The sequence below is a fragment of the Streptomyces sp. NPDC005281 genome, assembly GCF_040607495.1.
Classification (GTDB): Bacteria; Actinomycetota; Actinomycetes; order Streptomycetales; family Streptomycetaceae; genus Streptomyces.
In genome coordinates this window covers 107084-132390 of the sequence record NZ_JBEXGX010000003.1, presented here as the reverse complement: position 1 = coordinate 132390, position 25307 = coordinate 107084, and the positions used below count along the sequence as shown (strand labels likewise).

At 71.5% G+C, this 25307-nt stretch carries 20 protein-coding genes and 1 pseudogene; 14 read left to right on the top strand and 7 right to left on the bottom strand.

Annotation, left to right across the window (positions count from 1 at the left end):
• Nucleotides 1-5 precede the first annotated feature (5 nt).
• Together ABZV42_RS05740 and ABZV42_RS05735 are read left to right on the top strand one after the other, a co-directional pair.
• Nucleotides 6-1520 (top strand): 3-hydroxyacyl-CoA dehydrogenase, encoded by a 1515-nt coding sequence (locus tag ABZV42_RS05740; protein WP_356050965.1) that lies wholly within the window; start codon nt 6-8, stop codon nt 1518-1520.
• A complete protein-coding gene (locus ABZV42_RS05735) occupies nt 1517-2107 on the top strand; it encodes a TetR/AcrR family transcriptional regulator (protein WP_355981837.1) in 591 nt (196 codons plus the stop codon). Before ABZV42_RS05740 ends, ABZV42_RS05735 begins: the two co-directional genes overlap by 4 nt.
• 193 nt (nt 2108-2300) lie before the next feature.
• Here the strand turns inward: ABZV42_RS05735 and ABZV42_RS05730 are convergent, their stop codons facing one another.
• A complete protein-coding gene (locus ABZV42_RS05730) occupies nt 2301-2786 on the bottom strand; it encodes an Lrp/AsnC family transcriptional regulator (protein ID WP_355982044.1) in 486 nt (161 codons plus the stop codon).
• 189 nt (nt 2787-2975) lie between these two features.
• Between ABZV42_RS05730 and pdhA (ABZV42_RS05725) the strand changes: the two genes are divergently transcribed.
• The 5 genes from pdhA (ABZV42_RS05725) to ABZV42_RS05705 all read left to right on the top strand — a co-directional run bounded on the left by pdhA (ABZV42_RS05725) (nt 2976) and on the right by ABZV42_RS05705 (nt 9528).
• Nucleotides 2976-4145: a pyruvate dehydrogenase (acetyl-transferring) E1 component subunit alpha gene (gene pdhA / locus ABZV42_RS05725; protein ID WP_355981838.1), complete on the top strand. Its 1170-nt coding sequence runs from the start codon at nt 2976-2978 to the stop codon at nt 4143-4145.
• Nucleotides 4142-5146, top strand: coding sequence for an alpha-ketoacid dehydrogenase subunit beta (locus ABZV42_RS05720; RefSeq protein ID WP_355981840.1), 1005 nt, complete (start codon nt 4142-4144; stop codon nt 5144-5146). Before pdhA (ABZV42_RS05725) ends, ABZV42_RS05720 begins: the two co-directional genes overlap by 4 nt.
• Nucleotides 5146-6696, top strand: a complete 1551-nt coding sequence (locus ABZV42_RS05715) for a dihydrolipoamide acetyltransferase family protein (RefSeq protein ID WP_355981842.1) — start codon at nt 5146-5148, stop codon at nt 6694-6696. The genes ABZV42_RS05720 and ABZV42_RS05715 overlap by 1 nt, the downstream gene beginning before the upstream one ends.
• A gap of 79 nt (nt 6697-6775) precedes the next feature.
• Nucleotides 6776-8068, top strand: a complete 1293-nt coding sequence (locus ABZV42_RS05710) for an NTP transferase domain-containing protein (RefSeq protein ID WP_356050964.1) — start codon at nt 6776-6778, stop codon at nt 8066-8068.
• Complete coding sequence (locus tag ABZV42_RS05705; RefSeq protein WP_356050963.1) at nt 8065-9528, top strand: molybdopterin molybdotransferase MoeA; 1464 nt, start codon at nt 8065-8067, stop codon at nt 9526-9528. The genes ABZV42_RS05710 and ABZV42_RS05705 overlap by 4 nt, the downstream gene beginning before the upstream one ends.
• Before the next feature lie 144 nt (nt 9529-9672).
• Here the strand turns inward: ABZV42_RS05705 and ABZV42_RS05700 are convergent, their stop codons facing one another.
• Together ABZV42_RS05700 and ABZV42_RS05695 are read right to left on the bottom strand one after the other, a co-directional pair.
• Nucleotides 9673-10782 carry an NAD-binding protein gene (locus ABZV42_RS05700; RefSeq protein WP_356050962.1) on the bottom strand — a complete coding sequence of 370 codons (1110 nt, stop codon included), beginning with the start codon at nt 10780-10782 and terminating at the stop codon, nt 9673-9675.
• A 64-nt stretch (nt 10783-10846) separates the two neighbouring features.
• Nucleotides 10847-11839: a hypothetical protein gene (locus ABZV42_RS05695; RefSeq protein ID WP_356051064.1), complete on the bottom strand. Its 993-nt coding sequence runs from the start codon at nt 11837-11839 to the stop codon at nt 10847-10849.
• Between the two features lie 190 nt (nt 11840-12029).
• On the opposite strand from ABZV42_RS05695, the pseudogene ABZV42_RS05690 reads away from it, so the two are divergent.
• A pseudogene (locus tag ABZV42_RS05690) lies at nt 12030-12722 on the top strand (NAD(P)-binding protein); the annotation flags it as partial.
• Between the two features lie 30 nt (nt 12723-12752).
• Nucleotides 12753-13733 (top strand): NAD(P)H-quinone oxidoreductase, encoded by a 981-nt coding sequence (locus ABZV42_RS05685; RefSeq protein ID WP_355981850.1) that lies wholly within the window; start codon nt 12753-12755, stop codon nt 13731-13733.
• 133 nt (nt 13734-13866) lie between these two features.
• On the opposite strand, the gene ABZV42_RS05680 is transcribed toward ABZV42_RS05685, so the two are convergent.
• Nucleotides 13867-14685: a hypothetical protein gene (locus tag ABZV42_RS05680; protein ID WP_356050961.1), complete on the bottom strand. Its 819-nt coding sequence runs from the start codon at nt 14683-14685 to the stop codon at nt 13867-13869.
• A gap of 228 nt (nt 14686-14913) precedes the next feature.
• Between ABZV42_RS05680 and ABZV42_RS05675 the strand changes: the two genes are divergently transcribed.
• Nucleotides 14914-15456 carry a bacterial proteasome activator family protein gene (locus tag ABZV42_RS05675; protein WP_355981853.1) on the top strand — a complete coding sequence of 181 codons (543 nt, stop codon included), beginning with the start codon at nt 14914-14916 and terminating at the stop codon, nt 15454-15456.
• A gap of 263 nt (nt 15457-15719) precedes the next feature.
• Here the strand turns inward: ABZV42_RS05675 and ABZV42_RS05670 are convergent, their stop codons facing one another.
• Complete coding sequence (locus ABZV42_RS05670; RefSeq protein ID WP_356050960.1) at nt 15720-17339, bottom strand: protein kinase; 1620 nt, start codon at nt 17337-17339, stop codon at nt 15720-15722.
• A 304-nt stretch (nt 17340-17643) separates the two neighbouring features.
• Here ABZV42_RS05670 and ABZV42_RS05665 point away from each other — a divergent pair, with 304 nt between their 5' ends.
• Nucleotides 17644-19212, top strand: a complete 1569-nt coding sequence (locus tag ABZV42_RS05665) for a protein kinase (RefSeq protein WP_356050959.1) — start codon at nt 17644-17646, stop codon at nt 19210-19212.
• Between the two features lie 196 nt (nt 19213-19408).
• Here ABZV42_RS05665 and ABZV42_RS05660 read toward each other — a convergent pair whose 3' ends face one another.
• On the bottom strand, nt 19409-20074 hold the full coding sequence (locus ABZV42_RS05660; protein WP_355981859.1) for a response regulator transcription factor: 666 nt from the start codon (nt 20072-20074) through the stop codon (nt 19409-19411).
• 412 nt (nt 20075-20486) lie between these two features.
• Between ABZV42_RS05660 and pdhA (ABZV42_RS05655) the strand changes: the two genes are divergently transcribed.
• From pdhA (ABZV42_RS05655) to ABZV42_RS05645, 3 genes are read left to right on the top strand one after another with little or no spacing between them, the layout of a single operon-like run.
• A complete protein-coding gene (gene pdhA / locus ABZV42_RS05655; RefSeq protein ID WP_355981861.1) occupies nt 20487-21716 on the top strand; it encodes a pyruvate dehydrogenase (acetyl-transferring) E1 component subunit alpha in 1230 nt (409 codons plus the stop codon).
• Between the two features lie 2 nt (nt 21717-21718).
• Entirely contained in the window at nt 21719-22699 is a 981-nt protein-coding gene (locus ABZV42_RS05650) for an alpha-ketoacid dehydrogenase subunit beta (RefSeq protein ID WP_355981863.1), read from the top strand.
• A gap of 9 nt (nt 22700-22708) precedes the next feature.
• Nucleotides 22709-24190, top strand: a complete 1482-nt coding sequence (locus ABZV42_RS05645) for a dihydrolipoamide acetyltransferase family protein (protein ID WP_356050958.1) — start codon at nt 22709-22711, stop codon at nt 24188-24190.
• Between the two features lie 197 nt (nt 24191-24387).
• Here ABZV42_RS05645 and ABZV42_RS05640 read toward each other — a convergent pair whose 3' ends face one another.
• Nucleotides 24388-25284: a D-alanyl-D-alanine carboxypeptidase gene (locus ABZV42_RS05640; RefSeq protein WP_355981867.1), complete on the bottom strand. Its 897-nt coding sequence runs from the start codon at nt 25282-25284 to the stop codon at nt 24388-24390.
• Nucleotides 25285-25307: the final 23 nt, after the last annotated feature.

Here is a 25307-nt window from a genome sequence, read left to right as displayed (position 1 = left end):
CGCACATGACAGCACTCGACCTCAGCAGCCCCGTGGCAGTCGTCGGCACCGGCACCATGGGCCAGGGCATCGCCCAGGTCGCGTTGGTGGCCGGCCACCCCGTGCGGCTCTACGACGCCGCTCCCGGGCGTGCCGCGGCGGCGGCCGAAGCGATCGGCGCCCGCCTGGACCGGCTCGTCGCGAAGGACCGGCTCACCGGGGCCGACCGGGATGCCGCGCGCGCCCGGCTCCAGCCGGCCGAGAGCCTCACCGACCTCGCCGACTGCACGCTCGTCATCGAGGCGATCCTCGAACAACTCGACGTCAAACAGCGGCTGTTCGGCGACCTCGAGGACATCGTCGGGGACGACTGCCTGCTGGCCACGAACACCTCCTCGCTGTCGGTCACGGCCATCGGCGGCGCGCTGCGCAACCCGGGCCGCCTCGTCGGACTGCACTTCTTCAACCCGGCGCCGCTGCTGCCCCTCGTGGAGGTCGTCTCCGGCTTCGCGACCGACGTCACCTCGGCCACGCGCGCGTACGAGATGGCGCGCTCCTGGGGAAAGACGCCCGTCGCCTGCGCGGACACCCCCGGGTTCATCGTCAACCGCATCGCGCGGCCCTTCTACGCCGAGGCCTTCGCGGTCCACGAGTCCCAGGCGGCCGACCCCGCCACCATCGACGCGGTCCTGCGCGAGTGCGGCGGCTTCCGGATGGGCGCCTTCGAACTCACCGACCTGATCGGCCAGGACGTCAACGAGTCCGTCACGCACTCGGTGTGGCGGTCGTTCTTCCAGGACGTGCGTTTCACCCCCTCGCTCGCCCAGCGGCGGCTCGTCGAGTCGGGCCGGCTCGGCCGCAAGACGGGACACGGCTGGTTCGACTACGCGGACGGTGCCGAGCCCTCCGAGCCGCACACGGCGGAGAAGGCGCAGCCGCCCGCGTACGTCGTCGCCGAGGGTGACCTGGGCCCCGCGGCCGATGTCCTCACGCTTATTCGCGAGGCGGGCATCCAGGTCCGGGAGGACGAGGAGGACCACGGCACCCGCATGGTGCTGCCGAGCGGCGGCCAGCTGGTCCTCGCCGACGGCCAGACCTCGGTCGAGTTCCGCGACGTCGTCTACTTCGACCTCGCGCTCGACTACCGCAGGGCCACCCGGATCGCCCTGTCCGCGTCGCAGGAAACCGCTCCCCAGACCCTCTCCGAGGCCATCGGCCTCTTCCAGGCGCTCGGCAAGGACGTCAGCGTCATCGGGGACTGCCCCGGCATGATCGTCGCCCGCACGGTGGCCCGGATCGTCGACCTCGCCTACGACGCGGTCGCCAAGGGCGTGGCCACCGAGGAGGACATCGACATCGCGATGCGCCTCGGCGTCAACTACCCCCTCGGCCCCTTCGAGTGGAGCCGCGGGCTCGGCGTGAACTGGTCGTACGACGTCCTGGAGGAGCTGCACGTACGCGATCCCTCCGGGCGCTACGCCCCGTCGCTCGCGCTCTACCGCCACGCGTACGCCGACGAGAAGCGGGAGGGCACCAAGTGACCACCGCCAAGCGGGACACGTACACCCCCGAGACCCTGCTCTCCGTCGCCGTCCAGGTCTTCAACGAGCGCGGCTACGACGGCACCTCCATGGAGCACCTATCCAAGGCGGCCGGCATCTCCAAGTCGTCGATCTACCACCATGTCTCGGGCAAGGAGGAACTGCTGCGGCGCGCGGTGAGCCGGGCGCTGGACGGCCTCTTCGAGATCCTCGACGAGGAGCACGCGCGCGTGGGACGTGCCGTGGAGCGCCTGGAGTACGTGGTGCGGCGCATGGTCGAGGTGCTCACGTCCGAGCTGCCCTACGTGACGCTGCTCCTCCGGGTGCGCGGCAACACGGCCACCGAGCGGTGGGCCCTGGAGCGGCGCCGCGACTTCGACCACCGGGTGGCCGAGCTCCTGAAGGCCGCGGCCGCCGACGGGGACGTACGCGGTGACGTGGAGGTCCGGCTCGCGACCCGGCTCGTCTTCGGAATGATCAACTCGCTCGTCGAGTGGTACCGCCCCGACGCGCGGGGCATGGGCGCGCGTGAAGTGGCCGACGCCGTGGTGGTGCTGGTCTTCGGAGGGCTGCGGCGGGAGTCGTGAGGCGCCGATGGGCCGGGAGGCTCGGGTCGGAGCCGTGAGGCACCGGCGGTCCGGGACCATCGGGCGGGAGTCGTGAAGCGCCGGCGGTCCGGGACCATCGGGCCGGAGTCGTGAAGCGCCTGCGGTCCGGGAGGTTCAGGCGGGAGCGAGGGCAGGGACGCTCCGGCCGGAGTGAGGGCCGGGGGCGGGCGGTTCAGCCCTCCGGTTCCAGGTCCTCCTCCTCGAAGACCAGCAGTGTCCTGCTGCTGAGCACCTCAGGGATGGACTGGAGCCGGGTGAGCACCAGTTCGCGCAGCGCCCGGTTGTCCGGGGTGTGCACCAGGAGAAGTACGTCGAAGTCGCCGCCCACGAGGGCGATGTGCGAGGCCCCGGGGAGCACCCTCAGCCGTTCCCGCACCGTGCGCCAGGAGTTCTGCACGATCTTGAGGGTGATGTACGCCGAGGTGCCCTGCCCCGCGCGCTCGTGGTCGACGCGCGCCCCGAAACCGCGGATCACTCCGTCCTCGATGAGGCGGTTGATCCGCGCGTAGGCGTTGGCCCGCGAGACATGGACCCGCTCGGCCACCGAACGTATGGAGGCACGGCCGTCCGCTTGCAGCATGTGCAGGATGTCCTGGTCGATCGCGTCGAGCGGACGGACGGGCGGTGCGGGGGGTCCGGCCTCCGGCGGCTCGGCCATTTGTTCAGGTGCCATGTCCCCCCGCCTCCCTACCATGGACGTAATGCATCCATCTCAGGCTGTGCAGGACCGTTTGTCCACAGCCTGGCGGCGCCTGTAGCCAAAATGTGCCGACGACCGAACAATCGGTAGGTGAGGCGCGTCACACCCGTGGCGCGTCCGAAGCCGCTCCCACGAGGAGGTGCCGTCATGACGGTCATGGAGCAGCGAGGGGCCTACCGGCCCACGCCGCCGCCCGCCTGGCAGCCCCGCACCGACCCCGCGCCGCTGCTGCCCGACGCGCTGCCCCACCGCGTCCTCGGCACCGACGCCGCCGCCAAGGTCGACCCGGCCCTGCTGCGCCGTCTGCACACGGAGCTGGTGCGTGGCCGCCGGTACAACGTCCAGGCCACCGCGCTCACCAAGCAGGGCCGTCTCGCCGTGTACCCGTCCAGTACAGGACAGGAGGCCTGTGAGGTCGCCGCCGCGCTCGTGCTGGAGGAGCGCGACTGGCTCTTCCCGAGCTACCGCGACACCCTCGCCGCCGTCGCCCGCGGCCTGGACCCGGTCCAGGCCCTCACCCTCCTGCGCGGCGACTGGCACACCGGCTACGACCCGCGCGAGCACCGGATCGCCCCCCTGTGCACCCCGCTCGCGACCCAGCTCCCGCACGCCGTGGGCCTCGCGCACGCGGCCCGCCTCAAGGGCGACGACGTGGTCGCGCTCGCCCTGGTCGGCGACGGCGGCACCAGCGAGGGCGACTTCCACGAAGCGCTGAACTTCGCCGCCGTGTGGCAGGCGCCCGTCGTCTTCCTCGTACAGAACAACGGCTTCGCCATCTCCGTCCCGCTCGCCAAGCAGACCGCCGCCCCGTCGCTGGCCCACAAGGCCGTCGGCTACGGGATGCCGGGCCGCCTGGTCGACGGCAACGACGCGGTGGCCGTGCACCAGGTGCTGAGCGAGGCCATCGCCCACGCGCGCGCGGGCGGCGGTCCGACCCTCGTCGAGGCCGTGACCTACCGCATCGACGCCCACACCAACGCCGACGACGCCACCCGCTACCGGGGCGACGCCGAGGTCGAGACCTGGCGCGCACACGACCCGGTCACGCTGGTGGAGCGCGAGCTGACCGAGCGCGGGCTGCTCGACGAGGCCGCCCTCCAGGCGGTGCGCGACGACGCCGAGGCGATGGCCGCGGACCTGCGTGAGCGCATGAACCAGGACCCGGTGCTCGACCCCATGGATCTGTTCGCCCATGTGTATGCCCAACCCACTACTCAACTGCTTGAGCAGGAGAGCCAGTTGAGAGCGGAGCTGGACGCCGAGGCGGACGGCGAGCTCGGAGCGGGCCCGCACGGCCCGGAAGGAGCCGGGCGATGACCACGGTTGCCCTCAAACCGGCCACCATGGCGCAGGCACTCGGACGCGCCCTGCGCGACGCCATGGCCGCCGACCCGTCCGTCCATGTCATGGGCGAGGACGTCGGCACCCTCGGCGGAGTCTTCCGGGTCACCGACGGGCTCGCCAAGGAGTTCGGCGAGGACCGCTGCACGGACACCCCGCTCGCCGAGGCGGGCATCCTCGGCGCGGCGGTCGGCATGGCCATGTACGGCCTGCGGCCGGTCGTCGAGATGCAGTTCGACGCGTTCGCCTACCCGGCGTTCGAGCAGCTGATCTCGCACGTGGCGAAGATGCGCAACCGCACGCGGGGCGCCATGCCCCTGCCCATCACGATCCGCGTCCCCTACGGCGGCGGCATCGGCGGCGTCGAGCACCACAGCGACTCCTCCGAGGCGTACTACATGGCGACTCCCGGCCTCCATGTCGTCATGCCCGCGACCGTCTCCGACGCGTACGGACTGCTGCGGGAGGCCATCGCCTCGGACGACCCGGTGGTCTTCCTGGAGCCCAAGAGGCTGTACTGGTCGAAGGATTCCTGGAACCCGGAGGAGCCGCCGGCCGTTGAGCCGATAGGCCGCGCCGTGGTGCGGCGCCCGGGCCGGAGCGCCACCCTGATCACGTACGGGCCGTCCGTGCCCGTCTGCCTCGAAGCCGCCGAGGCGGCGCGGGCCGAGGGCTGGGACCTCGAGGTCGTCGACCTGCGCTCCCTGGTGCCGTTCGACGACGAGACGGTCGCGGCATCGGTGCGGCGGACCGGCCGAGCGGTCGTCGTGCACGAGTCGGGCGGGTTCGGAGGACCGGGCGGGGAGATCGCGGCCCGCGTCACGGAGCGCTGCTTCCATCACCTGGAGGCGCCGGTGCTGCGCGTCGCCGGGTTCGACATCCCGTATCCGCCGCCGATGCTGGAGCGGCACCACCTGCCCGGCGTCGACCGGATCCTGGACGCGGTGGGTCGTCTGCAATGGGAGGCGCAGAGCTGATGGCAAAGGTGCTGGAGTTCAAGCTCCCCGATCTCGGGGAGGGCCTCACCGAGGCGGAGATCGTCCGCTGGCTGGTGGAGGTCGGTGACGTGGTCGCCGTCGACCAGCTCGTCGTCGAGGTCGAGACGGCCAAGGCGATGGTCGAGGTCCCCTGTCCCTACGGCGGTGTGGTCACCGCCCGTTTCGGCGAGGAGGGCACGGAACTGCCCGTGGGGGCACCGCTGCTGACCGTCGCCGTGGGCGCCCCGGCCGGAGCCGAGGACGACGTGACCGGCGAGGACGACCCGGGCGACGAGGGCTCGGGGAACGTGCTGGTGGGCTACGGCACGGGTGCGCCCCCGGCACGGCGGCGCAGGGTCCGCCCCTCCGGCGGTGCCGCGGCCGGAGTGCCGGCGGGGGCACCGTCCCGTGCGGGCACGGGCGCCCAGCCCGCTCGGGACGAGCAGGCCCGCCCCGAGCAGGCCCGTCCCGAACCCGTCGCCGCCGAGCCGCCTGCCGTGGCAGGGGGCTCGCGGGGCGCCCGCAACGGCGTCGCCCCGTCGCGCGGCGACGGCCCCGTGGCGGTCATCTCGCCCCTCGTGCGAAGGCTCGCCCGGGAGAACGGCGTGGACCTGCGGGAGCTGGAGGGCTCCGGCCCCGAAGGGATCATCCTGCGGGCCGACGTCGAGTACGCGCTGCGCGCGGCGGCGAAGGGCCGGCTGCGGTCGTCCGCCACCGCCGAGCCGCATGTCTCGACGGCCGGACCCGACGCGCCCGTCGGGGCGCCCTCGTTCGACGGCAGGCCCGATCAGGTGACCTCGTACGCGGACATCGCGTCGGTGGTGCCCGGTGGGTCCGGCGTCTCGCGTGGCACGGCCCCGCAAGGCGTCCGTGTCCCTCTCCGGGGTGTCCGGGGCGCCGTCGCCGACAAGCTCTCGCGCAGCCGGCGTGAGATCCCTGACGCGACCTGCTGGGTGGACGCCGACGCGACCGAGCTCATGCAGGCTCGCAGGGCGATGAACGCGGCCGGCGGCCCGAAGATCTCCCTGCTGGCTCTGCTGGCTCGGATCTGCACGGCGGCTCTGGCCCGTTTCCCCGAGCTCAACTCGACGGTCGACCTGGACGCCCGCGAGATCGTCCGGCTCGACCAGGTGCACCTGGGCTTCGCGGCCCAGACCGAGCGCGGGCTCGTCGTGCCCGTCGTGCGGAACGCGCACACACGGGACGCGGAGGGCCTGAGCGCGGAGATCGGCCGGCTCACCGAGGCGGCAAGGACGGGGACGCTGACGCCCGCGGACCTCACGGGCGGCACGTTCACGCTGAACAACTACGGCGTGTTCGGTGTCGACGGCTCCACGCCGATCATCAACCACCCCGAGGCGGCCATGCTCGGCGTCGGCCGCATCATCCCCAAGCCCTGGGTCCACCAGGGCGAGTTGGCGGTGCGTCAGGTCGTCCAGCTCTCGCTCTCCTTCGACCACCGGGTCTGTGACGGCGGTACGGCGGGCGGTTTCCTGAGGTATGTGGCGGACTGCGTGGAACAGCCGGCGGTGCTGCTGCGCACTCTGTAGGACGTGGGGTCCGGTCGCGCCGGTACCCGTGCCGTGCCCCGGGGGTGGCACCGAATCCCCGGGCGCCCATACTCGGGGCATGACCGCGTACGAGCCCGAGAGCGCGAGCGGGCGACCGGGCTCTTCCGGTGCCGGCGCCGGGTACGACGCCGTCGTGCTCGCCGGCGGTGCCGCCCGGCGGCTCGGCGGCGAGGACAAGCCCGGTGTGCGGGTGGGCGGCCGGACACTGCTGGACCGGGTGCTGGCCGCGTGTGCCGATGCCACCCGCACGGTGGTCGTGGCCGAACCCAGGCCCACGGCGCGCCCCGTGGAGTGGGCCCGCGAGGACCCGCCGGGAGGGGGACCGCTCGCCGCGCTCGACGCCGGACTGCGGCACACCCGGGCGCCGTACGTGCTCGTCCTCTCGGCCGACCTGCCGTTCCTGGAGGAGAAGACGGTCCGGCGCCTGCTGGACACCCTTCACACCGGCGGCACCCCGCAAGCCACCCCGACCGCTCCCGAAACGACCCACCCGCCCCAGACCGACACCGACACCGCCGAGGCCGACACCAGCACCCGCGACGCCGTGAACGGCACCCGCGACGCCGACACCAGCACCCGCGATGCCGCGAACGGCACCGGTCCCGCCAGGCATGCCCGCGAGGACGGCCCCGGCACCGGCGACGGCAGGGACGGCGCCCGGCGCCACGGCCACGACCGGAACTACACCGGCCCTGCCGGCCCCGCCAGCCCCGGCACCCACGACAGCGGGAACGGCATCGGCGAGGACGGTCGCGGTGCCCGTGGTGACCGCCGCAGTTTCCGGTCCCAGCCCGACGGAGTCCTCCTCACCGATTCCGGTGGGCGGGATCAGCCGCTCGTGGCTGTCTACCGGGCGGACGCGCTGCGCCGTGAGCTGGCCGTGCTCGCCGCCGAGCGCGGGGGCCTTTCCGGGCTGCCACTGCGGCGGCTCGTCGCCGCCCTCGATCTCACTCGCGTCACCGACCCCGTCGCGTCCTTCGACTGCGACACCTGGGGCGACATCGCCGCCGCACGAGCACGCATCAGGGAGCATGGTCACGTGCTGGATGAATGGATTTCCGCAGTCAAGGACGAGCTGGGCATCGACCTGGACGTCGACACCGGCGTACTGCTCGACCTGGCCCGCGACGCCGCGCACGGCGTCGCCAGGCCGGCCGCGCCGCTGACCACGTTCCTCGTCGGATACGCCGCCGCGCGGGCCGGCGGAGGCCCGGAAGCGGTCGCCGAGGCCGCCCGCAAGGCCGCCGCGCTCGCGGTCCGCTGGGCCGACGAGGACACCCCCGACGCGCAGGGGGACACCGCGCCGCCCGCCACTCCCGCGTCGCCCGCCACCGAGCCGGACGCCGGATGACCGCCGCCCGCTCCACCCGGGACGGCCAGGACAGCCGGGACACCGAGGACGCCGACGACTTCGACGTCGAGGAGGCACTCGCCCTGGTCAGAGGCGAGAGCGCACGCGCGTCCGGCGAGCCCGGCCGCGCGGAGCGTGCCGTCCCGGGCCCCCAGGGAACCGACCCGGCGGTCCTGGTGCCCGGCGCCCAGGACGGCGGCGAGGGCAAGCACCCCCGTCACCGGTCCACCCCGTGGCCGGAGGCCCGGGCGATCGCCGAGCGGGCCGCCCGCTCGCTGTCCCGTCGTACTCCCGTCCCGGTCCCCCTCGACGCCTCCCTCGGCCTCGTCCTCGCCGCTCCCCTGACCGCGCTCACCGACCTCCCCTCCTTCGACACCTCCGCCATGGACGGCTGGGCGGTCGCGGGACCTGGGCCCTGGGAGGTGCGGGAGGACGGCGTACTCGCCGGGCACGCGGAGCCGGAGCGGCTCAGTGACGGCGAGGCGGTCCGGATCGCCACCGGGGCGCGCGTCCCGCGGGACGCGACCGCCGTTCTGCGTAGCGAGCACGGCCGCCTCGACGACAAGGGACGGCTGCACGCGGGCGTCGCGCAGGAGCAGGGCCCCGCACGCTCCCGGGGCGTCCTGGCGCTCGCGCACGGGCAGGACATCCGTCCCCGCGGCCAGGAGTGCCGCAGCGGCGATCAGCTGTTGCCGCCCGGAGCTCTGGTCACTCCCGCCGTGCTGGGCCTGGCGGCGGCCGCCGGCTACGACACGCTCGCCGTCGTCCCCCGCCCGCGCGCCGAGGTTCTCGTCCTCGGCGACGAGCTGCTCACCGGGGGACTGCCCCGGGACGGGCTCATCCGGGACGCGCTCGGGCCCATGCTGCCGCCGTGGCTGCGGGCGCTGGGCGCCGAGGTCGTCGCCGTACGCAGGCTCGGTGACGACGCCAAGGCGCTGCACAAGGCGATCACCGGCTCCCGGGCCGATCTGATCGTCACCACCGGCGGCACCGCCGGCGGCCCCGTCGACCATGTCCACCCCATCCTGAGCAGGATCGGCGCCGAACTTCTGGTGGACGGCGTCAAGGTGCGGCCGGGGCACCCGATGCTGCTGGCCCGCACCCAGGAGAACCAGCACCTCGTCGGCCTGCCCGGCAACCCCCTCGCCGCCGTCTCCGGACTGCTCACGCTCGCCGAGCCGATGCTGCGCACGCTGGCCGGACGCACGGCCCCGGAGCCCTACACGCTGCCTCTCGGGGAAGCCGTGCAGGGGCACCCGTACGACACCCGGCTCATTCCCGTCTCGCTGCGCGGTGAACGTGCCACGCCGCTGCACTACAACGGCCCGGCGATGCTGCGGGGCATCGCCGCCGCCGACGCGCTCGCCGTCGTACCGCCGGGCGGGGCGCGGGCCGGGCAGGAGCTGGACCTCATCGATCTGCCGTGGGCCGCCGCGGGGATCGACGCGTGCTTCGTCTGAACCGGTCCGGACGTCGGCGGCACGAATCCGAGCGGGGAGTGTTTCACGTGAAACACTCCCCGGCGGTGACACGATCGCCCGCCAGGCGGACGAACCTCTCGTGCCGCCCGGCCCATCGGCATCCGGTCGGCGCGTGCCGCCCGATCAGCGGGTGGGTACCGCCTGCCTGATCGAGATCACGCGGTCTCCGGCCCGGAGGCTGGCGGCTTCCGGTGCGGTGTAGTCGAAGACGTTCTTCCGGCGGACGATGGCCACGACCAGGTCCGTGCACTCCCTAGGTGACCGGCCGATCTCATCCGCGGCCACGGGCCGCTCCACGAGGTCGAGTCCATGCCCGTACGTCATCAGATCCTCGAGCGTGTCCGCGAGATGAGGGTTGGACATGGATACGCCGAGGAGGCGTCCCGCGGAACTGGAACTGGTGACGACCGTGTCGGCGCCGCTCTGTTTCAGCAGCGGAAGGTTCTCGTCCTCCCGTACCGCGGCGACGATGGTCGCGTGCTTGTTGAGCTGGCGTGCGGTCAGGGTGACCAGAGCGGCGGTGTCGTCCCGCTGCGGGGCGACGATCACTCGTGTGGCACTGTGCAGCTCGGCCTTTCGCAGAGTGTCCGACCGGGTGGCATCGCCGAGCACCGACACCAGCCCGTCACTGCTGGCGGCCTCCGCGGCCCTCGGTTCGGGATCGACGACAACGATCTTGTCCTTGTGGATGCCCTGTCCCAGAAGCACCTCGATGGCGTGCCGGCCCTTGGTCCCGTAACCCACGACGACCACGTGATCCCGCAGATGGGAGCGCCAGCGATGGACGCGCACCTGTTGGCGGGTGCGCTCGGTGAGCACTTCGAGCGTGGTGCCGACCAGGATGATCAGGAACAGGACGCGCAGGGGCGTGATGACGAAGATGTTGACGAGTCGTGCGGTGTCGCTGACCGGGGTGATGTCGCCGTATCCGGTGGTGGAGAGGGTGACGGTCGCGTAGTAGGCGGCATCGAGGAAGTCGACGCTGCCGTTCGCGTTGTCGTTGTAGCCGTCACGGTCGAACCAGACCACGAGTGTCGTGACGAGAAGGATCACCAGGGCCATGGCCAAGCGCCGCAGAACCTGCTGGAGCGGCGGCACGCTGCGCGCGACGGGCATCGTGATGGAACGTCCGGCCTCGGCGTCGTCCAGGGCCTCGGCCCTCGACCGGTACCAGAGTGACCGGAAGATCGAGAACCTGTTCGTCCTGGACGATGGTCCGTTCTCGTCCTTCATCGATCGCCCCCTGTGACAGTGATCCGGTCGGACAGCACGGTGACCATGGTCCACGACGAGGCTGTCACAGGCGGACCAGGACGAGAGCGGTGTCGTCGCGGCCGCCGGCCGTGAGTCCGAGGTCGCCGAGCACGGTGTCGGCCAAGGGCCCGGGGGCGAGTCGGCTGTGGGCGGTGAGGACGTCGGTCAGGCGGCCCAGGCCGGTGTCGACCGTGACGGAGAAGTCACCGTCGGCTCGGTCGGCCACGTCGTACCAGTCGCCGCACACGTTGAGCGATTGGACCGCGGGAAGGTAGCGCACGGCGATGTCCTGGTGGTGGGGCAGATCCGGTGAGTAGAGCATGGACTGCTGGAGGGTCACGGCGACCTCGCGGGTACGGGCATGCGCCTGCCGCAGTTCGGCATTGACCTTGGTCAACTCCTCCGTCACGCGCCGCTGTTCGGCGTACAAGCGGGCGTTGTCGATGTGCAGGGCTCCGCGGCTGACGAGTTCGTCGATGAGCGCGCGGTCCTGGTCGTCGATCGGCTCCCGGGCGCGAGAGCGGGTGACGACCACGAGGCCCGGCGCCGTGCCGCGGGCGGTCAGCGGGATCATGCGGGCCGAACCGGCCCGAGCGCGCAGGTAGCTCCGCAACGGCTCGCTGAGCGGATCGGCGAGCAGTCGGGAGAAGTCGGCCCTCCGCAGGTCCATGGGCCGCGCTTCGGTGAGCACCTGCTCGTACACCGAGCCCGGAGGGATGGGGAAGGTCATGCCGGGAGCCAGCGCGTCGGCGGGCGCCGACGGGTCGAGGTAGTGGACCATCAGGCGCTGCACCGTGGTCCTCCCCGGGGGGCGGGCCGTGCCGGGTTCGAGTATGTCCGTCAGAAGGTGCACGCCGGCGGAGTCCGCCGGCCCGGGCACGAGCACCTGCACCAGTTCCATGGCCGTCCGGCGCAGATCGAGCGTGGTCCCCATGCGAGTGCTTGCTTCGGCCAGGGTCTCGAACCACTGGCTCGTCTGCCTGGCCGGCGCGACCGGCCGATCAGGCAGGCCCCGCACCGAAGAGCTGTCGTTCACGGATCACCCGTCCTCGGGCCGCGGCCGGTACGCCCTCCTGATCAGGCTAGGCGCGACGAGCCTGAACGGCTCCCGGAGCGGGACGGGACCCGGTCACGGGCCGGAACGCGGGCTCGGCGTCGGTGCTGCCGGTAGCGTCGTCGGCAGTGGCCGCGATGCCATCGGTCGACCAGAGGTACTTTCGAGAAAACGCTGGAGGGCGGCCTTGAGGGATCACACTGTCGTTGTCGGCTTCGGGACCAAGGGGCGGTCGGCCGTCGAGACGCTCTGTGCGACCGGGCTCAGGAAGGAACAGGTCGTGGTCGTCGACCCGAGCTCCGGAGTGGTCGACGCGGCGGCGGCCGAGGGATACGCGGGAGTGACCGGGGACGCCACGCGCAGCGATGTGCTGATGCGGGCCGAGCTCCACAGGGCACGGCAGATCATCATCGCCACCCAGCGGGACGACACCGCGGTGCTGGTCACCCTGACGGCACGGCAGCTCAATAGCGGGGTGAAGATCGTCGCCGCCGTCCGCGAGGAGGAGAACGCGCCGCTGCTCCGCCAGTCCGGCGCCGACGCGGTCATCACCAGCGCCAGCGCGGCCGGCCGGCTGCTCGGGCTCTCCGTGCTCAGCCCCGCCGCGGGCATGGTGATGGAGGACCTGATCCATCAGGGCAGCGGGCTCGACATCGTGGAGCGGCCCGTCACGAAGGCCGAAGTGGGCCTGGGCGCCCGCGAGACCACCGACCTGGTGGTCAGCGTCGTACGCGGGCATCGCGTGCTCGGATACGGCGATCCGGACGTCGGCACGCTGGAGTTGACGGACCGGCTGATCACGATCGCGCGGGTCGAGCGGGGCAACCGGACGGCCCCGGGCATTCGGCCCCTGCCGCGGGAGTAGACGGCACCTGCCAGGAGTAGCGTCCCTCTCATGTACGCGATCACGATTCCCGAACCTGGTGGGCCCGAGGCGCTGGTGTGGGACGAGGTTCCCGATCCGGTGCCGGCCGAGGGCGAAGTGCTGGTCGAGGTGGTGGCCGGCGCGGTCAACCGAGCCGATCTGCTCCAGCGGCAGGGCATGTACAACCCGCCGCCCGGCGCCTCCCCCTACCCCGGACTCGAATGCTCGGGGCGTATCGCCGCGGTCGGCCCGGGCGTCCTCGGCCGGTCGGTCGGCGACGAGGTGTGCGCGCTGCTCTCGGGCGGCGGATACGCCCAGAAGGTCGCCGTTCCGGCCGGGCAGTTGCTGCCCGTGCCCGCGGGCCTGGACATCCGGCAGGCGGCGGCGCTGCCCGAGGTGACGTGCACCGTCTGGTCGAACGTCTTCATGGTCGCCCATCTGCGCCCCACCGAGACCCTGCTCGTGCACGGCGGCTCCAGCGGCATCGGCACGATGGCGATCCAGCTGGCGAAGGCCGTCGGCGCGAAGGTCGCGGTCACGGCGGGTACGAAGGAGAAGCTCGACTTCTGCGCGGAGCTCGGCGCGGACATCCTGATCAACTACCGCGAGCAGGACTTCGTGGAGGAGATCAAGCGGGCCACCGGCGGGGCGGGCGCCGACGTCATCCTCGACAACATGGGGGCCAAGTACCTCGACCCGAACGTACGCGCCCTCGCCGTGAACGGACGCCTCGCCATCATCGGCATGCAGGGCGGCGTCAAGGCGGAGCTGAACATCGCCGCCCTCATGAACAAGCGCGCCGCCGTCAGCGCGACCTCGCTCCGCGCCAGGCCGCTCAGCGAGAAGACGGCGATCGTGGCGGCCGTACGTGAGCACGTGTGGCCCCTGCTCGAATCCGGCCACGTCCGCCCGGTCGTCGACCGCGAGCTGCCCATGAGCGACGCGGCGGAAGCGCACCGGGTGCTGGAGGCGAGCAGCCACATCGGAAAGGTGCTGCTCATCGCGCCCTGACTGCCGACGACGACAACGCCCGTGCTCGGTGCACCGGGGGTCCGTCCGCGAACAGTCCTGATCGGTGCACCGGGGTCCGTCCGTGAACGCTCGTGCTCGGTGCACCCGGGGGTCCGTCCGCGCCGGGACTGTCTCAGCCGCGGCGTACCCGCAGGCCCAGGAAGGCCAGCGCGAAGCCCAGGCCGATGAGGATCAGGCCGCTGCCCAGCGGCAGGATCGCCAGGTCCGCGTCGGGTGTGGAGCCGGGGCCCACGACACTCTGCTGGACGGGGACAGCGTTGTCGCGCGAGGGCTCGGGGGCCGTACTCGGTTCCGTGAGCCCGGTGTCGGCGGCGGGGGCGGTGTCCTGGAGCCCGGAGCCGGCGGTGCCGTCCGGGTCCGGGCTGCCGGGGCCGTCCTGGCTGTCCGTGGTGTCCGGCTCCGCCGTCCGGCCCGGCCGCTCGCGTCCCTCGCCCGCGTAGCTGCCCGCGCGGGACGGGTCCGCCGTGGTGGTGGGCCGAGCGGGATCGGAGGCGGTGGGGCCGGGCGCCCCGGGGCCCGCGGATCCGTGGGCGGACGGAGCCGGCGAAGCGGTTCCCCCGGCCGGAGGAACCGGTGAAGTGGTCCCCCGGGCCGACGGAGCCGCCGAGGCGCTCTCATCCGCCGACGGAACCGGCGTGCCGCCGTGCGAGGGACCCGCGGAGCCGGTGGGGGTGCTGTCCGAGGGAGTCCCGGAGCCGGTGAGGGTGCTGTCCGCGCGGGTGCCGGTGCCTGCGGTGGTCGTGGCCGAGCGGGCCCCGGAGACGGCGGAGCCGGCGGGGTCGGCGCGGGAGAGGTTTCCGGAGCGCGCCGGGACTGCGGACGAAGGGCCTCGCGAGCCCGCCGGGGCGGCGTTCGCGAAGGGACCGGCGCCGTTCAGCAGGACGGCCGCGAGGAGCCCGGCCGTGGGCAGGGTGCGCAGCCATGGAGTCACGTCGGTGACCCCCTCCCGGAACGGTTCGCCAAGACGGGTGCCGTGATCGACGGAACCAGCCTCACATGACGCGGTGATCCCGGCATCTCGGCAGAAAGTGACGCCATTCGCGCACTTCAGAGGCCGTGGAACCGCGTCGATTCGCCAATTGGGCCGGTCCAGGTGGTGGATCACCGTGTACGGGGGGCACCACCGTGATGGAGTACGTGGGTGCGAGAGAATGGCGGCATGGAGATGCCGAGGAACGAACGGTCGCCGGAGAACCCTCAGATCCTGGTTGTCGGCCAGGACGGAATGGCGCTCGGCGGTACCGGGGACGAGGACTCCCGCGAGATCCCGGTGACGGAGATGGTGGAACAGCCCGCCAAGGTGATGCGCATCGGCAGCATGATCAAGCAGCTGCTGGAGGAAGTGCGCGCCGCACCCCTGGACGAGGCCAGCCGGGTCCGCCTCAAGGAGATCCACACGAGTTCCGTCAAGGAGCTGGAGGACGGCCTCGCACCGGAGCTGGTGGAGGAACTGGAGCGGCTCTCCCTGCCCTTCACGGACGAGGCGACCCCCAGCGACGCCGAACTGCGGATCGCGCAGGCTCAGTTGGTGGGCTGGCTGGAAGGGCTCTTCCACGGGATCCAGACGACCCTGTTCGCCCAGCAGATGGCGGCCAGGGCGCAGTTGGAGCAGATGCGCCGTGCGCTTCCGCCGGGTGTGGGCGGTCTGGAGGGCGACGAGGACCCCCGCACTGGGGGCCGTTCGGGCGGACCGTACCTGTAACCACGTGGGTGGCCGCCCGGCCACCCACGCCACCCGGCGATCCCGCGTCGCGAACGCCACCCCGGCGACCCGCGTCACCCGGCGATCCCGCGTCGCCACGCCACCCCGGCGATCCCACGCCCCCCCGGCAACCACCCTCGCGATCCCGGGTCACCCCGGCACAGACAGACAGACGGGCCCGGCACTCAAGTGCCGGGCCCGTTCACGCGTGTGCCGCCGGAGCGCGCACGGACATCCCGGCCGACCGGGAGCGTCCGGGGACGCTAGGAGGGGTTGCCGCTGGACACCTTGAGCTCGATCTCGGGCATGTTCTTGGGGTCGACGTCGTCACCGGCGGAGGGGAACTGGTCCATGACCGAGTCCTCGCCGTAGGTGTTCTCGTCCACGCGTGTGATCTTCATCTGCCAACCGGCGGCCTGGAAACAGGACTTCACCGAGCTGAGGTCCTTGTACTGGAAGCTCGGGACCTGGATCTTCTTGGGGTCGTCGTACGACTCCGTCGGGTCCGTGCACTTCTCGGTGTCGATCGTCTTCGACGTGTCCGGGCCCTTGTGTCCCGCGACCGCGGTGGTCGACGTGCTCGCGGTGCTGTGCCCGCCGCCCTTGTTGTCGTCGCCGGACCCGCCGCTCATGACGAGCGCCGTGATCAGGCCGCCGACCGCCACGAGCGCGACCACGACAGCGCCGATCACGACCGCCTTGTTGCTCCTGCCACCGCCCGGGCCGCCGGTGGCGGGCTGGGGCGAGAGGTTGTAGGGGGGAGGCGTGGAGGGACCGCCGTGCTGCCCGGCGTACGCGGAGGTCTGCGGGGGCTGGTAGCCGCCCTGCTGCGGGTAGCCGTACGCCGGGGCGGGCGTCGGCGTGCCGTACGGGCCGGGCTGGTACGGCGTCTGCACGGGGCCGGGCGCCGGGGCGGCCTGGTCGACCGGCGGGAACACGGCGGAGCCGACGCCCGAACCGCTCGGCATCGGGGCACCCGGCACGATGTTCGGCGCGGCCGGCTGGAACGACTGGGCGACCCGCAGGCACTCGTCCCGCATGATCTCGGCGCTCGGGAAGCGCTCGTTCGGGTTCTTCTTCAGCGCCCGGGCGATCAGCGCGTCCACGGCCGGCGGCAGCGAGCGGTTGACCGAGGAGGCCGCGACCGGCTCCTCCTGGACGTGCGCGTAGGCGATGGCCAGCGGGGAGTCCGCCTCGAACGGCAGCCGCCCGGTGACCAGTTGGAACAGCATGATGCCGACCGAGTACAGGTCGGACCGGGCATCGACGCCCCGGCCGAGGGCCTGCTCCGGGGAGAGGTACTGCGGGGTGCCGACGACCATGCCGGTCTGGGTCATCGAGGTGACGCCGGACTGCATGGCGCGGGCGATGCCGAAGTCCATGACCTTGACCACGTTGCGCTTGGTCATCATCACGTTGCCCGGCTTGATGTCCCGGTGGACCAGCCCCATCTCGTGGCTGATCTCCAGGGCCGCCAGCACGTCCGCGGTGATCTTCAGGGCCTTGTCGGCGGGCATCGCGCCGTACTGCTGGATGTCCGCGTCGAGGACCGAGCCGAGCGGGTTGCCCTCGATGTACTCCATGACGATGTACGGCGTCGTCATACCGTCGAGATCGTCCTCGCCGGTGTCGAACACCGACACGATGTTCGTGTGCGTGAGCTTGGCCACCGATTGGGCCTCGCGGCGGAAGCGCTCGCGGAAGGCCTGTTCCCGGCCGAGTTCGGTGTGCAGCGTCTTGATGGCGACCTGCCGGTCGAGCACCGAGTCGTAGGCGAGGTGCACCGAGGCCATACCGCCCTCGCCGAGCAGATCGCGCAACTGGTAGCGGCCGCCGGCGACCGCGCGCCCCGCGTACCGGCCCTGTGCGCCGTCCTGGCTCATGTTCTGCGTCCCCCGCGGCATCGGTGATCGATTGGCTTATTCCGGGCCAAGTCTGCCCGAGGGCACGGACACGTCAAGCTCGGTGCCCGTTCCGTGACCGTCTGAGAAAGAAGCGTCGCGGAAGCGTTACAGGTGACGTACGGCCGGTACACGGAATTTGCACCTACGGGCCTCCGGCGGGTTGGATGCCGGTCCATCTCACGCTCATCTCGGACCGGCGCCAGGCGTGGAGCCTGTAGCGTGGCCCGACGGAGACCGTAACAACCACCGCGCAGACCGCGGGCAGAAACGACGGCGAGGACTGATGGCACAGCAGCAGCGCGCTCAGGGCCCGTCCGACCCCGAGGCGACTGGCGGCGGTATGTCGGATGCGCCGGAGCTGTGGGGCAACGGCGGGCTGGTCGGCGACGGCCGGTATCGGCTGACCCACAGGCTCGGCCGGGGCGGCATGGCCGAGGTGTTCGCCGCCGAGGACGTGCGCCTGGGGCGGACCGTGGCGGTCAAGCTGCTCCGTTCCGACCTGGCCGAGGACCCCGTGTCCAAGGCGCGTTTCACACGTGAGGCACAGTCGGTCGCGGGGCTCAACCACCATGCGGTCGTCGCCGTGTACGACTCCGGCGAGGACGTCGTCGGGCACGGGGTCGTCCCGTACATCGTCATGGAGATCGTCGAGGGTCACACGATCCGCGATCTGCTGATCAACGCCGAGGCCCCCGGGCCCGAGCAGGCGCTGATCATCGTCTCCGGTGTCCTGGAGGCCCTGGCCTACTCGCACCAGCACGGGATCGTGCACCGGGACATCAAGCCGGCGAACGTGATCATCACGGAGACCGGCGCGGTCAAGGTGATGGACTTCGGCATCGCGCGTGCCCTGCACGGCGCGCAGTCGACGATGACCCAGACCGGCATGGTCATGGGCACCCCGCAGTACCTCTCCCCGGAGCAGGCGCTCGGCAAGGCCGTCGACCACCGTTCCGACCTGTACGCGACCGGCTGTCTGCTCTACGAACTCCTCGCGCTGCGGCCCCCGTTCACCGGCGAGACGCCGCTGTCGGTGGTCTACCAGCACGTCCAGGACATCCCGCTGCCTCCCTCGGAGGTCTCGGGCGAGGTGCCGCCGGAGCTCGACGGACTCGTCATGCGCGCCCTCGCGAAGGATCCGGACGACCGCTTCCAGACCGCCGAGGAGATGCGCGGACTGGTCCAGTACGCGCTCCAGATGCTGTACGACCAGGGCAGCCACACCGGCACCTGGAACACCGGCCCGGTCACCATGCACGAGGGGATGCACGGCCAGGGAGCCGGTTTCGCCGGCACGGCCGCGCTGCCGCACCCCGGCGACTACGGCACCACGCAGATCCCCGCGCCGCTCATCCCGCAATACGGGGCCGGCGGCGACGACGGCGGCTTCGAGGGCCACGGCAACCGGGGCGGCGGCCGCGGCAAGCTGTGGATCCTCGCGGTCTTCGCGATGATCGCCATCGCCGGCGGTGTCGCGCTGGCGCTCCACAACACCGGCAACCACACGGGTACGGGGACCGGCAGCACGCCGTCGCCGACCGTCTCGCACTCCAGCAAGAGCGACCAGTCCACCGAGCAGCCCACCGACGACTCCACGGACCAGTCCACGGGCGACAGCACCTCGGACGACTCGACCAACACCGGCGGCAACCCGGACTACACCCCGTCGTACCAGCCGACCCGGAACACCACCACCCAGGCGCCGACGGACGAACCGACCGACGAGCCGACGAAGACCACGCCGACCACGGCGTCGCCGACGAGCGAGCCGACCACGCCGACGTCGGAACCGACGACCGGTGATCCGGCCGGCGGCGGCACCGAGTCCCCCGCCACGGGGGCCGTGGGCTGACCTGATCTTCCCGGGGCCGGACGGACCTGGGAAAGCAGACCTTCACGCGCGCGGGGAGCCCACGACGGGCTTCACGCGCGCGTGCTGCGTGTGACCCGGGTACTGCGTGCGGACCCCGCTACCGCGTGCGGTGCGCGGCGTGCGTGCCGTCTCCGGTACGCCTGCCGGACCATTCACGCGCGGCGTCCGGATTCCCTCAATGGTGCTGTCGTTCCGCCTGTTTGCGCGCCACATAGGCGGCTGCCTGCGAACGGCGCTGCATTCCCAGTTTGGACAGCAGGCTCGACACGTAATTCTTGATCGTTTTCTCGGCGAGGTGCAGTCGCTCCCCGATCTGGCGATTGGTGAGCCCTTCGCCGATCAGATCGAGAATCCTGCGTTCCTGGTCGGTGAGCCGGGCGAGCCGGCCTTCGTCCTTGGCGCCTCCGCCGTCCCGCAGCCGTTCCAGGACCCGTGCGGTGGCCGCCGGGTCGAGCAGGGACTTTCCGGCCGCCACGTCCCGTACGGCCGAGAGCAGCTCGTGGCCGCGGATGGCCTTCAGGACATAGCCCGAGGCGCCCGCCATGATCGCGTCGAACAGGGCCTCGTCGTCGGCGTACGAGGTCAGCATCAGGCATTTGATGTCCTCGTTCGCCGAGCGGATCTCGCGGCAGACCTCCACGCCGCTGCCGTCCGGGAGGCGCACGTCCAGAACGGCCACGTCCGGGCGGGTGGCCGGGATCCGTACCAGTGCGTCGGCCGCCGTACCCGCTTCTCCGACCACTTCGATGTCGCCCTCGACCGAGAGCAGTTCGTGGACACCGCGGCGGACCACTTCGTGGTCATCGAGGAGGAATACAGTGATTTTCCCGATTTCACCCACAAAGTCAGTGTCACACACGATCATGGGCATTGCCCCAGGTGAACTCTTCCCGAGCCTGGGGTGGCCGGGATAACGTGCCGGTGTTCCGGCCCCCTGCAAGGCTGTTACCAGTGCTGTGACCAGCGACTGTTCCGATCTGCTCGATCTAGTAGGAAATCCACGTTTCCAAGTACTTGGATTTCCTATAAAAATCGCAGGTCAGGAGGGGTTTCACAGAAATGTGAAGCACTGGGTAACGTGGCAGTTGCAGGGCGCTCGCCGGGGCACCTGTCACGCCTGTTCCCGGCCGAGTGGCACCCACCCCGTGCACGGGTGCCGGAACAGGCGAGCCGCTCTCCCGAGCTCGAACCGCGAGCGAGGGGGACCCCAGCCTTCCGGCAACCCCGGGGGCCGGACCGACGGAGGAGCACACGTGACCGTGGAGAGCACTGCCGCGCGCAAGCCGCGACGCAGCGCCGGTACGAAGAGCGCCGCGAGCGCCAGTACGACCGGTACCAGGAGCGCCGCGAGCAAGAGCGCCGGCGCGGCCGCCAAGAAGTCGCCCGGTGCGACGGGCGGCGAGCCGGAGCTCATTCAGCTGCTGACCCCGGAGGGCAAGCGGGTCAAGGACGCCACGTACGACCCGTACGTCGCCGACATCACCCCCGAGGAGCTGCGCGGCCTGTACCGGGACATGGTCCTGAGCCGTCGCTTCGACGCGGAGGCCACCTCCCTCCAGCGCCAGGGCGAGCTGGGCCTGTGGGCCTCGATGCTCGGCCAGGAGGCCGCCCAGATCGGTTCGGGCCGGGCCACCCGCGACGACGACTACGTCTTCCCGACCTACCGCGAGCACGGCGTCGCCTGGTGCCGCGGGGTCGACCCGACCAATCTGCTCGGCATGTTCCGGGGTGTGAACAACGGCGGCTGGGACCCCAACAGCAACAACTTCCACCTGTACACGATCGTCATCGGCTCGCAGGCGCTGCACGCCACCGGCTACGCCATGGGCGTCGCCAAGGACGGCGCCGACTCGGCCGTGATCGCGTACTTCGGTGACGGAGCCTCCAGCCAGGGCGACGTCATGGAGGCGTTCAACTTCGGGGCGGTCTACAACGCGCCGGTCGTGTTCTTCTGCCAGAACAACCAGTGGGCGATCTCCGAGCCGACCGAGCGCCAGATGCGCGTGCCGCTGTACCAGCGCGCGCAGGGCTTCGGCTTCCCCGGCGTCCGCGTCGACGGCAACGACGTCCTCGCCTGCCTGGCGGTCACCAAGTGGGCGCTGGAGCGGGCCCGCAACGGCGAGGGCCCCACCCTGGTGGAGGCCTTCACCTACCGCATGGGCGCGCACACCACCTCCGACGACCCGACCAAGTACCGGGCCGACGAGGAGCGCGAGGCGTGGGAGGCGAAGGACCCGATCCTGCGTCTGCGCGCCCACCTGGAGGACGCGAACCACGCGGACGAGGCGTTCTTCGCGGAACTCGAGACCGAGAGCGAAGCGTTGGGCAAGCGGGTGCGCGAGGTCGTACGGGCCATGCCGGACCCGGACCACATGGCCATCTTCGAGAACGTGTACGCGGACGGGCACGCGCTCGTCGACGAGGAGCGCGCCCAGTTCGCCGCCTACCAGGCGTCGTTCGCGGACGCGGGGGAGGGCAAGTAGCCATGGCGACAGAGAAGATGGCGCTGGCCAAGGCGATCAACGAATCGCTGCGCACGGCCCTGGACGCCGACCCCAAGGTCCTCATCATGGGCGAGGACGTCGGCAAGCTCGGTGGAGTCTTCCGGGTCACCGACGGACTCCAGAAGGACTTCGGCGAGGAGCGGGTCATCGACACCCCGCTCGCCGAGTCGGGCATCGTCGGCACCGCGATCGGCCTGGCCCTGCGCGGCTACCGCCCGGTCGTGGAGATCCAGTTCGACGGATTCGTCTTCCCGGCGTACGACCAGATCGTCACCCAGCTCGCGAAGATGCACGCGCGGGCGCTCGGCAAGATCAAGCTCCCCGTCGTCATCCGTATCCCCTACGGCGGCGGCATCGGCGCCGTCGAGCACCACTCGGAGTCCCCCGAGGCGCTGTTCGCGCACGTGGCGGGCCTGAAGGTGGTCTCTCCCTCGAACGCGGGCGACGCCTACTGGATGATGCAGCAGGCCATCCAGAGCGACGACCCGGTGATCTTCTTCGAGCCGAAGCGGCGCTACTGGGACAAGGCCGAGGTCGACAAGGAGGCCATCCCCGGTCCGCTGCACGGGGCGCGGGTGGCACGCGAGGGCAGCGACCTCACCCTGGTCGCCTACGGCCCGATGGTGAAGGTCTGCCTGGAGGCCGCCGCGGCCGCCCAGGAGGAGGGCAAGTCGATCGAGGTCCTGGACCTGCGCTCGATGTCGCCGATCGACTTCGACTCCATCCAGGCCTCGGTCGAGAAGACCCGCCGCCTGGTCGTGGTGCACGAGGCCCCGGTGTTCCTCGGCACGGGCGCGGAGATCGCGGCCCGCATCACCGAGCGGTGCTTCTACCACCTGGAGGCGCCCGTCCTGCGGGTCGGCGGCTATCACGCCCCGTACCCGCCGGCCCGCCTGGAGGAGGAGTACCTTCCGGGCCTGGACCGGGTGCTCGACGCCGTCGACCGCTCGCTGGCGTACTAGGAGAGAGTCGTGACGACGATGACTGAGAACGCGTCGGGACTCCGCGAGTTCAAGATGCCCGACGTGGGCGAGGGGCTCACCGAGGCGGAGATCCTCAAGTGGTACGTCCAGGTCGGTGACACGGTCACCGACGGCCAGGTCGTGTGTGAGGTCGAGACCGCCAAGGCCGCGGTCGAACTGCCGATCCCGTTCAACGGTGTGGTGGCCGCGCTCCACTTCCCCGAGGGCACGACGGTGGACGTCGGCCAGGTGATCATCGCGGTGGACGTGGCCGGTGGGGCCGCGCCCGCGCAGGCGGCCCCGGCCGCCGAACAGGCACCTGCCGCTCCTGCGGTTCCGGCTGCTTCCGCCGCTCCTGCGGTGGAGGCGGCCCCCGCCGAGGAGGCCAAGCCCGCGACCCGCACGCCGGTCCTCGTGGGGTACGGCGTGGCGGTGTCGTCCACCAAGCGGCGCCCCCGCAAGGGAGCCGAGGTCCCGGACCGGCCGAGCGAGACGCTCTTCGCGGCCACCGCGATCCAGGGCGAGCTCAACGGCCACGGGCCCGCCGTCCGTGAGCGGCCGCTCGCCAAGCCCCCGGTCCGCAAGCTGGCCAAGGACCTCGGGGTCGACCTGGCGACGGTCACCCCGTCCGGCCCGGAGGGCATCATCACGCGGGAGGACGTGCACGCTGCGGCCGCCCCGGCGCAGGCACCCGCTCCGGTCGCGGTCCCGCACGCCCCGGCTCCGGCCGCGCAGGCACCCGCCAGCGTCCAGCCTCAGGTTCCGGCCCCGGCCGCGTCGTACGACGGCGCGCGGGAGACCCGGATCCCGGTGAAGGGTGTCCGCAAGGCGATCGCCACCGCGATGGTGGGTTCGGCGTTCACCGCGCCGCACGTCACCGAGTTCGTGACGATCGACGTGACGCGCACGATGCGCCTGGTCGAGGAGCTCAAGCAGGACAAGGACATGCAGGGGCTGCGGGTCAATCCGCTGCTGCTCATCGCCAAGGCCCTGCTGGTCGCGATCAAGCGCAACCCGGGCGTCAACGCGTCCTGGGACGAGGCCGAACAGGAGATCGTCCAGAAGCACTATGTGAATCTGGGCATCGCCGCCGCCACCCCCCGTGGCCTGATCGTGCCGAACATCAAGGACGCCCACACCAAGACCCTGCCGCAGCTGGCCGAGTCGCTGGGCGAACTGGTGGCCACGGCCCGCGAGGGCAAGACCTCACCGGCCGCGATGCAGGGCGGCACGGTGACGATCACCAACGTGGGCGTCTTCGGCGTCGACACGGGCACGCCGATCCTCAACCCCGGCGAGTCCGCGATCCTCGCGGTGGGCGCGATCAAGCTCCAGCCCTGGGTCCACAAGGGCAAGGTCAAGCCCCGCCAGGTCACCACGCTGGCGCTCTCCTTCGACCACCGCCTGGTCGACGGCGAGCTGGGCTCCAGGGTCCTCGCCGACACGGCGGCCGTCCTGGAGCAGCCCAAGCGGCTGATCACCTGGGCGTGAGCCGGCCGGCCGTGCGGGCGTGAGTCCGCCCGGCCGCAAGCGATCCGTATCCGCCGAGGGCGCCTCCTCTTTTACGTGAGGAGGCGCCCTCGGCATGTCCGTGCCGGGTCTCCCGGACGGCCAGGAACACCAGAGGGGCCCGCCGCGCACCGCCCGGCAGGCCCCTCTGGTGTGTCTGTTCTCGCTGTCCGCGCGACTTATCGGGCGAAGGCGTAGTTCATCAGCTTGGTGGCGTCCGACGTGCGCTGGGTGATCGACGTGGAGGCGAGGACGGTACCGATGACCGTCTTGCCGTTGCGGGTGGCGGCGAAGACGAGGCAGTACTTCGCCTCGGGGCCCGAACCCGTCTTGATGCCGATCGTGCCGGAGTAGCCGTTCAGCAGCGGCTTGTTGGTGTTCTCCCACGTGTAGTAGCGGTAGCCGCCACTCGCGGTCGTCACCTTCTGCTTGGTGGACACGGTCTTGACGACCGCCTTGAACGTCGAGTTCTTCATGGCACTGCTGGCGATCTTCGTCAGGTCGCGGGGCGTCGACCAGTTGTTGCCGTTGCCGATGCCGTCGAACGAGTCGAAGTGCGTGTGCGTCAGGTGCAGGCTCGTCGCGGCCGAGTTCATCTTGCCGATGAACGACTTCACGCGGGCGGCGCGCGTCGTGCCCGAGCCGAACTTGTCGGCGAGCGCGTAGGCGGCGTCGCAGCCGGACGGCAGCATCAGACCGTAGAGGAGCTGACGGACGGTGACCTTGTCGCCGACGATCAGGTGGGCCTGCGAGGCGTTGTTCGCGACCACGTAGTCGCTGTACGCCTTCTGGATCGTGACCTTGGCGTCCAGGTTCAGGTTCGTCTGGGCCAGCACGACCTTGGCCGTCATGATCTTCGTGGTGGAGCCGGTGGACAGCTTCGTGTCCGCCGCCTTGCTGTACAGGGACGCGGCCGTCCCGTTGTTCATCACATAGCCGCCCTTGGCGGCGATCGTGGGTGTGGCGACGGCGCCCGCGGGTGCGGCGCCGAAGGCTCCGGCTGCCAGCACGGCGCCGGTCGTGAGGGTCACAGCGGCGGCCCTGCGGAAACGCGTGCCCTTAATGCCGGTAATCAAAATAAACGCTCCGTATGCGCGAA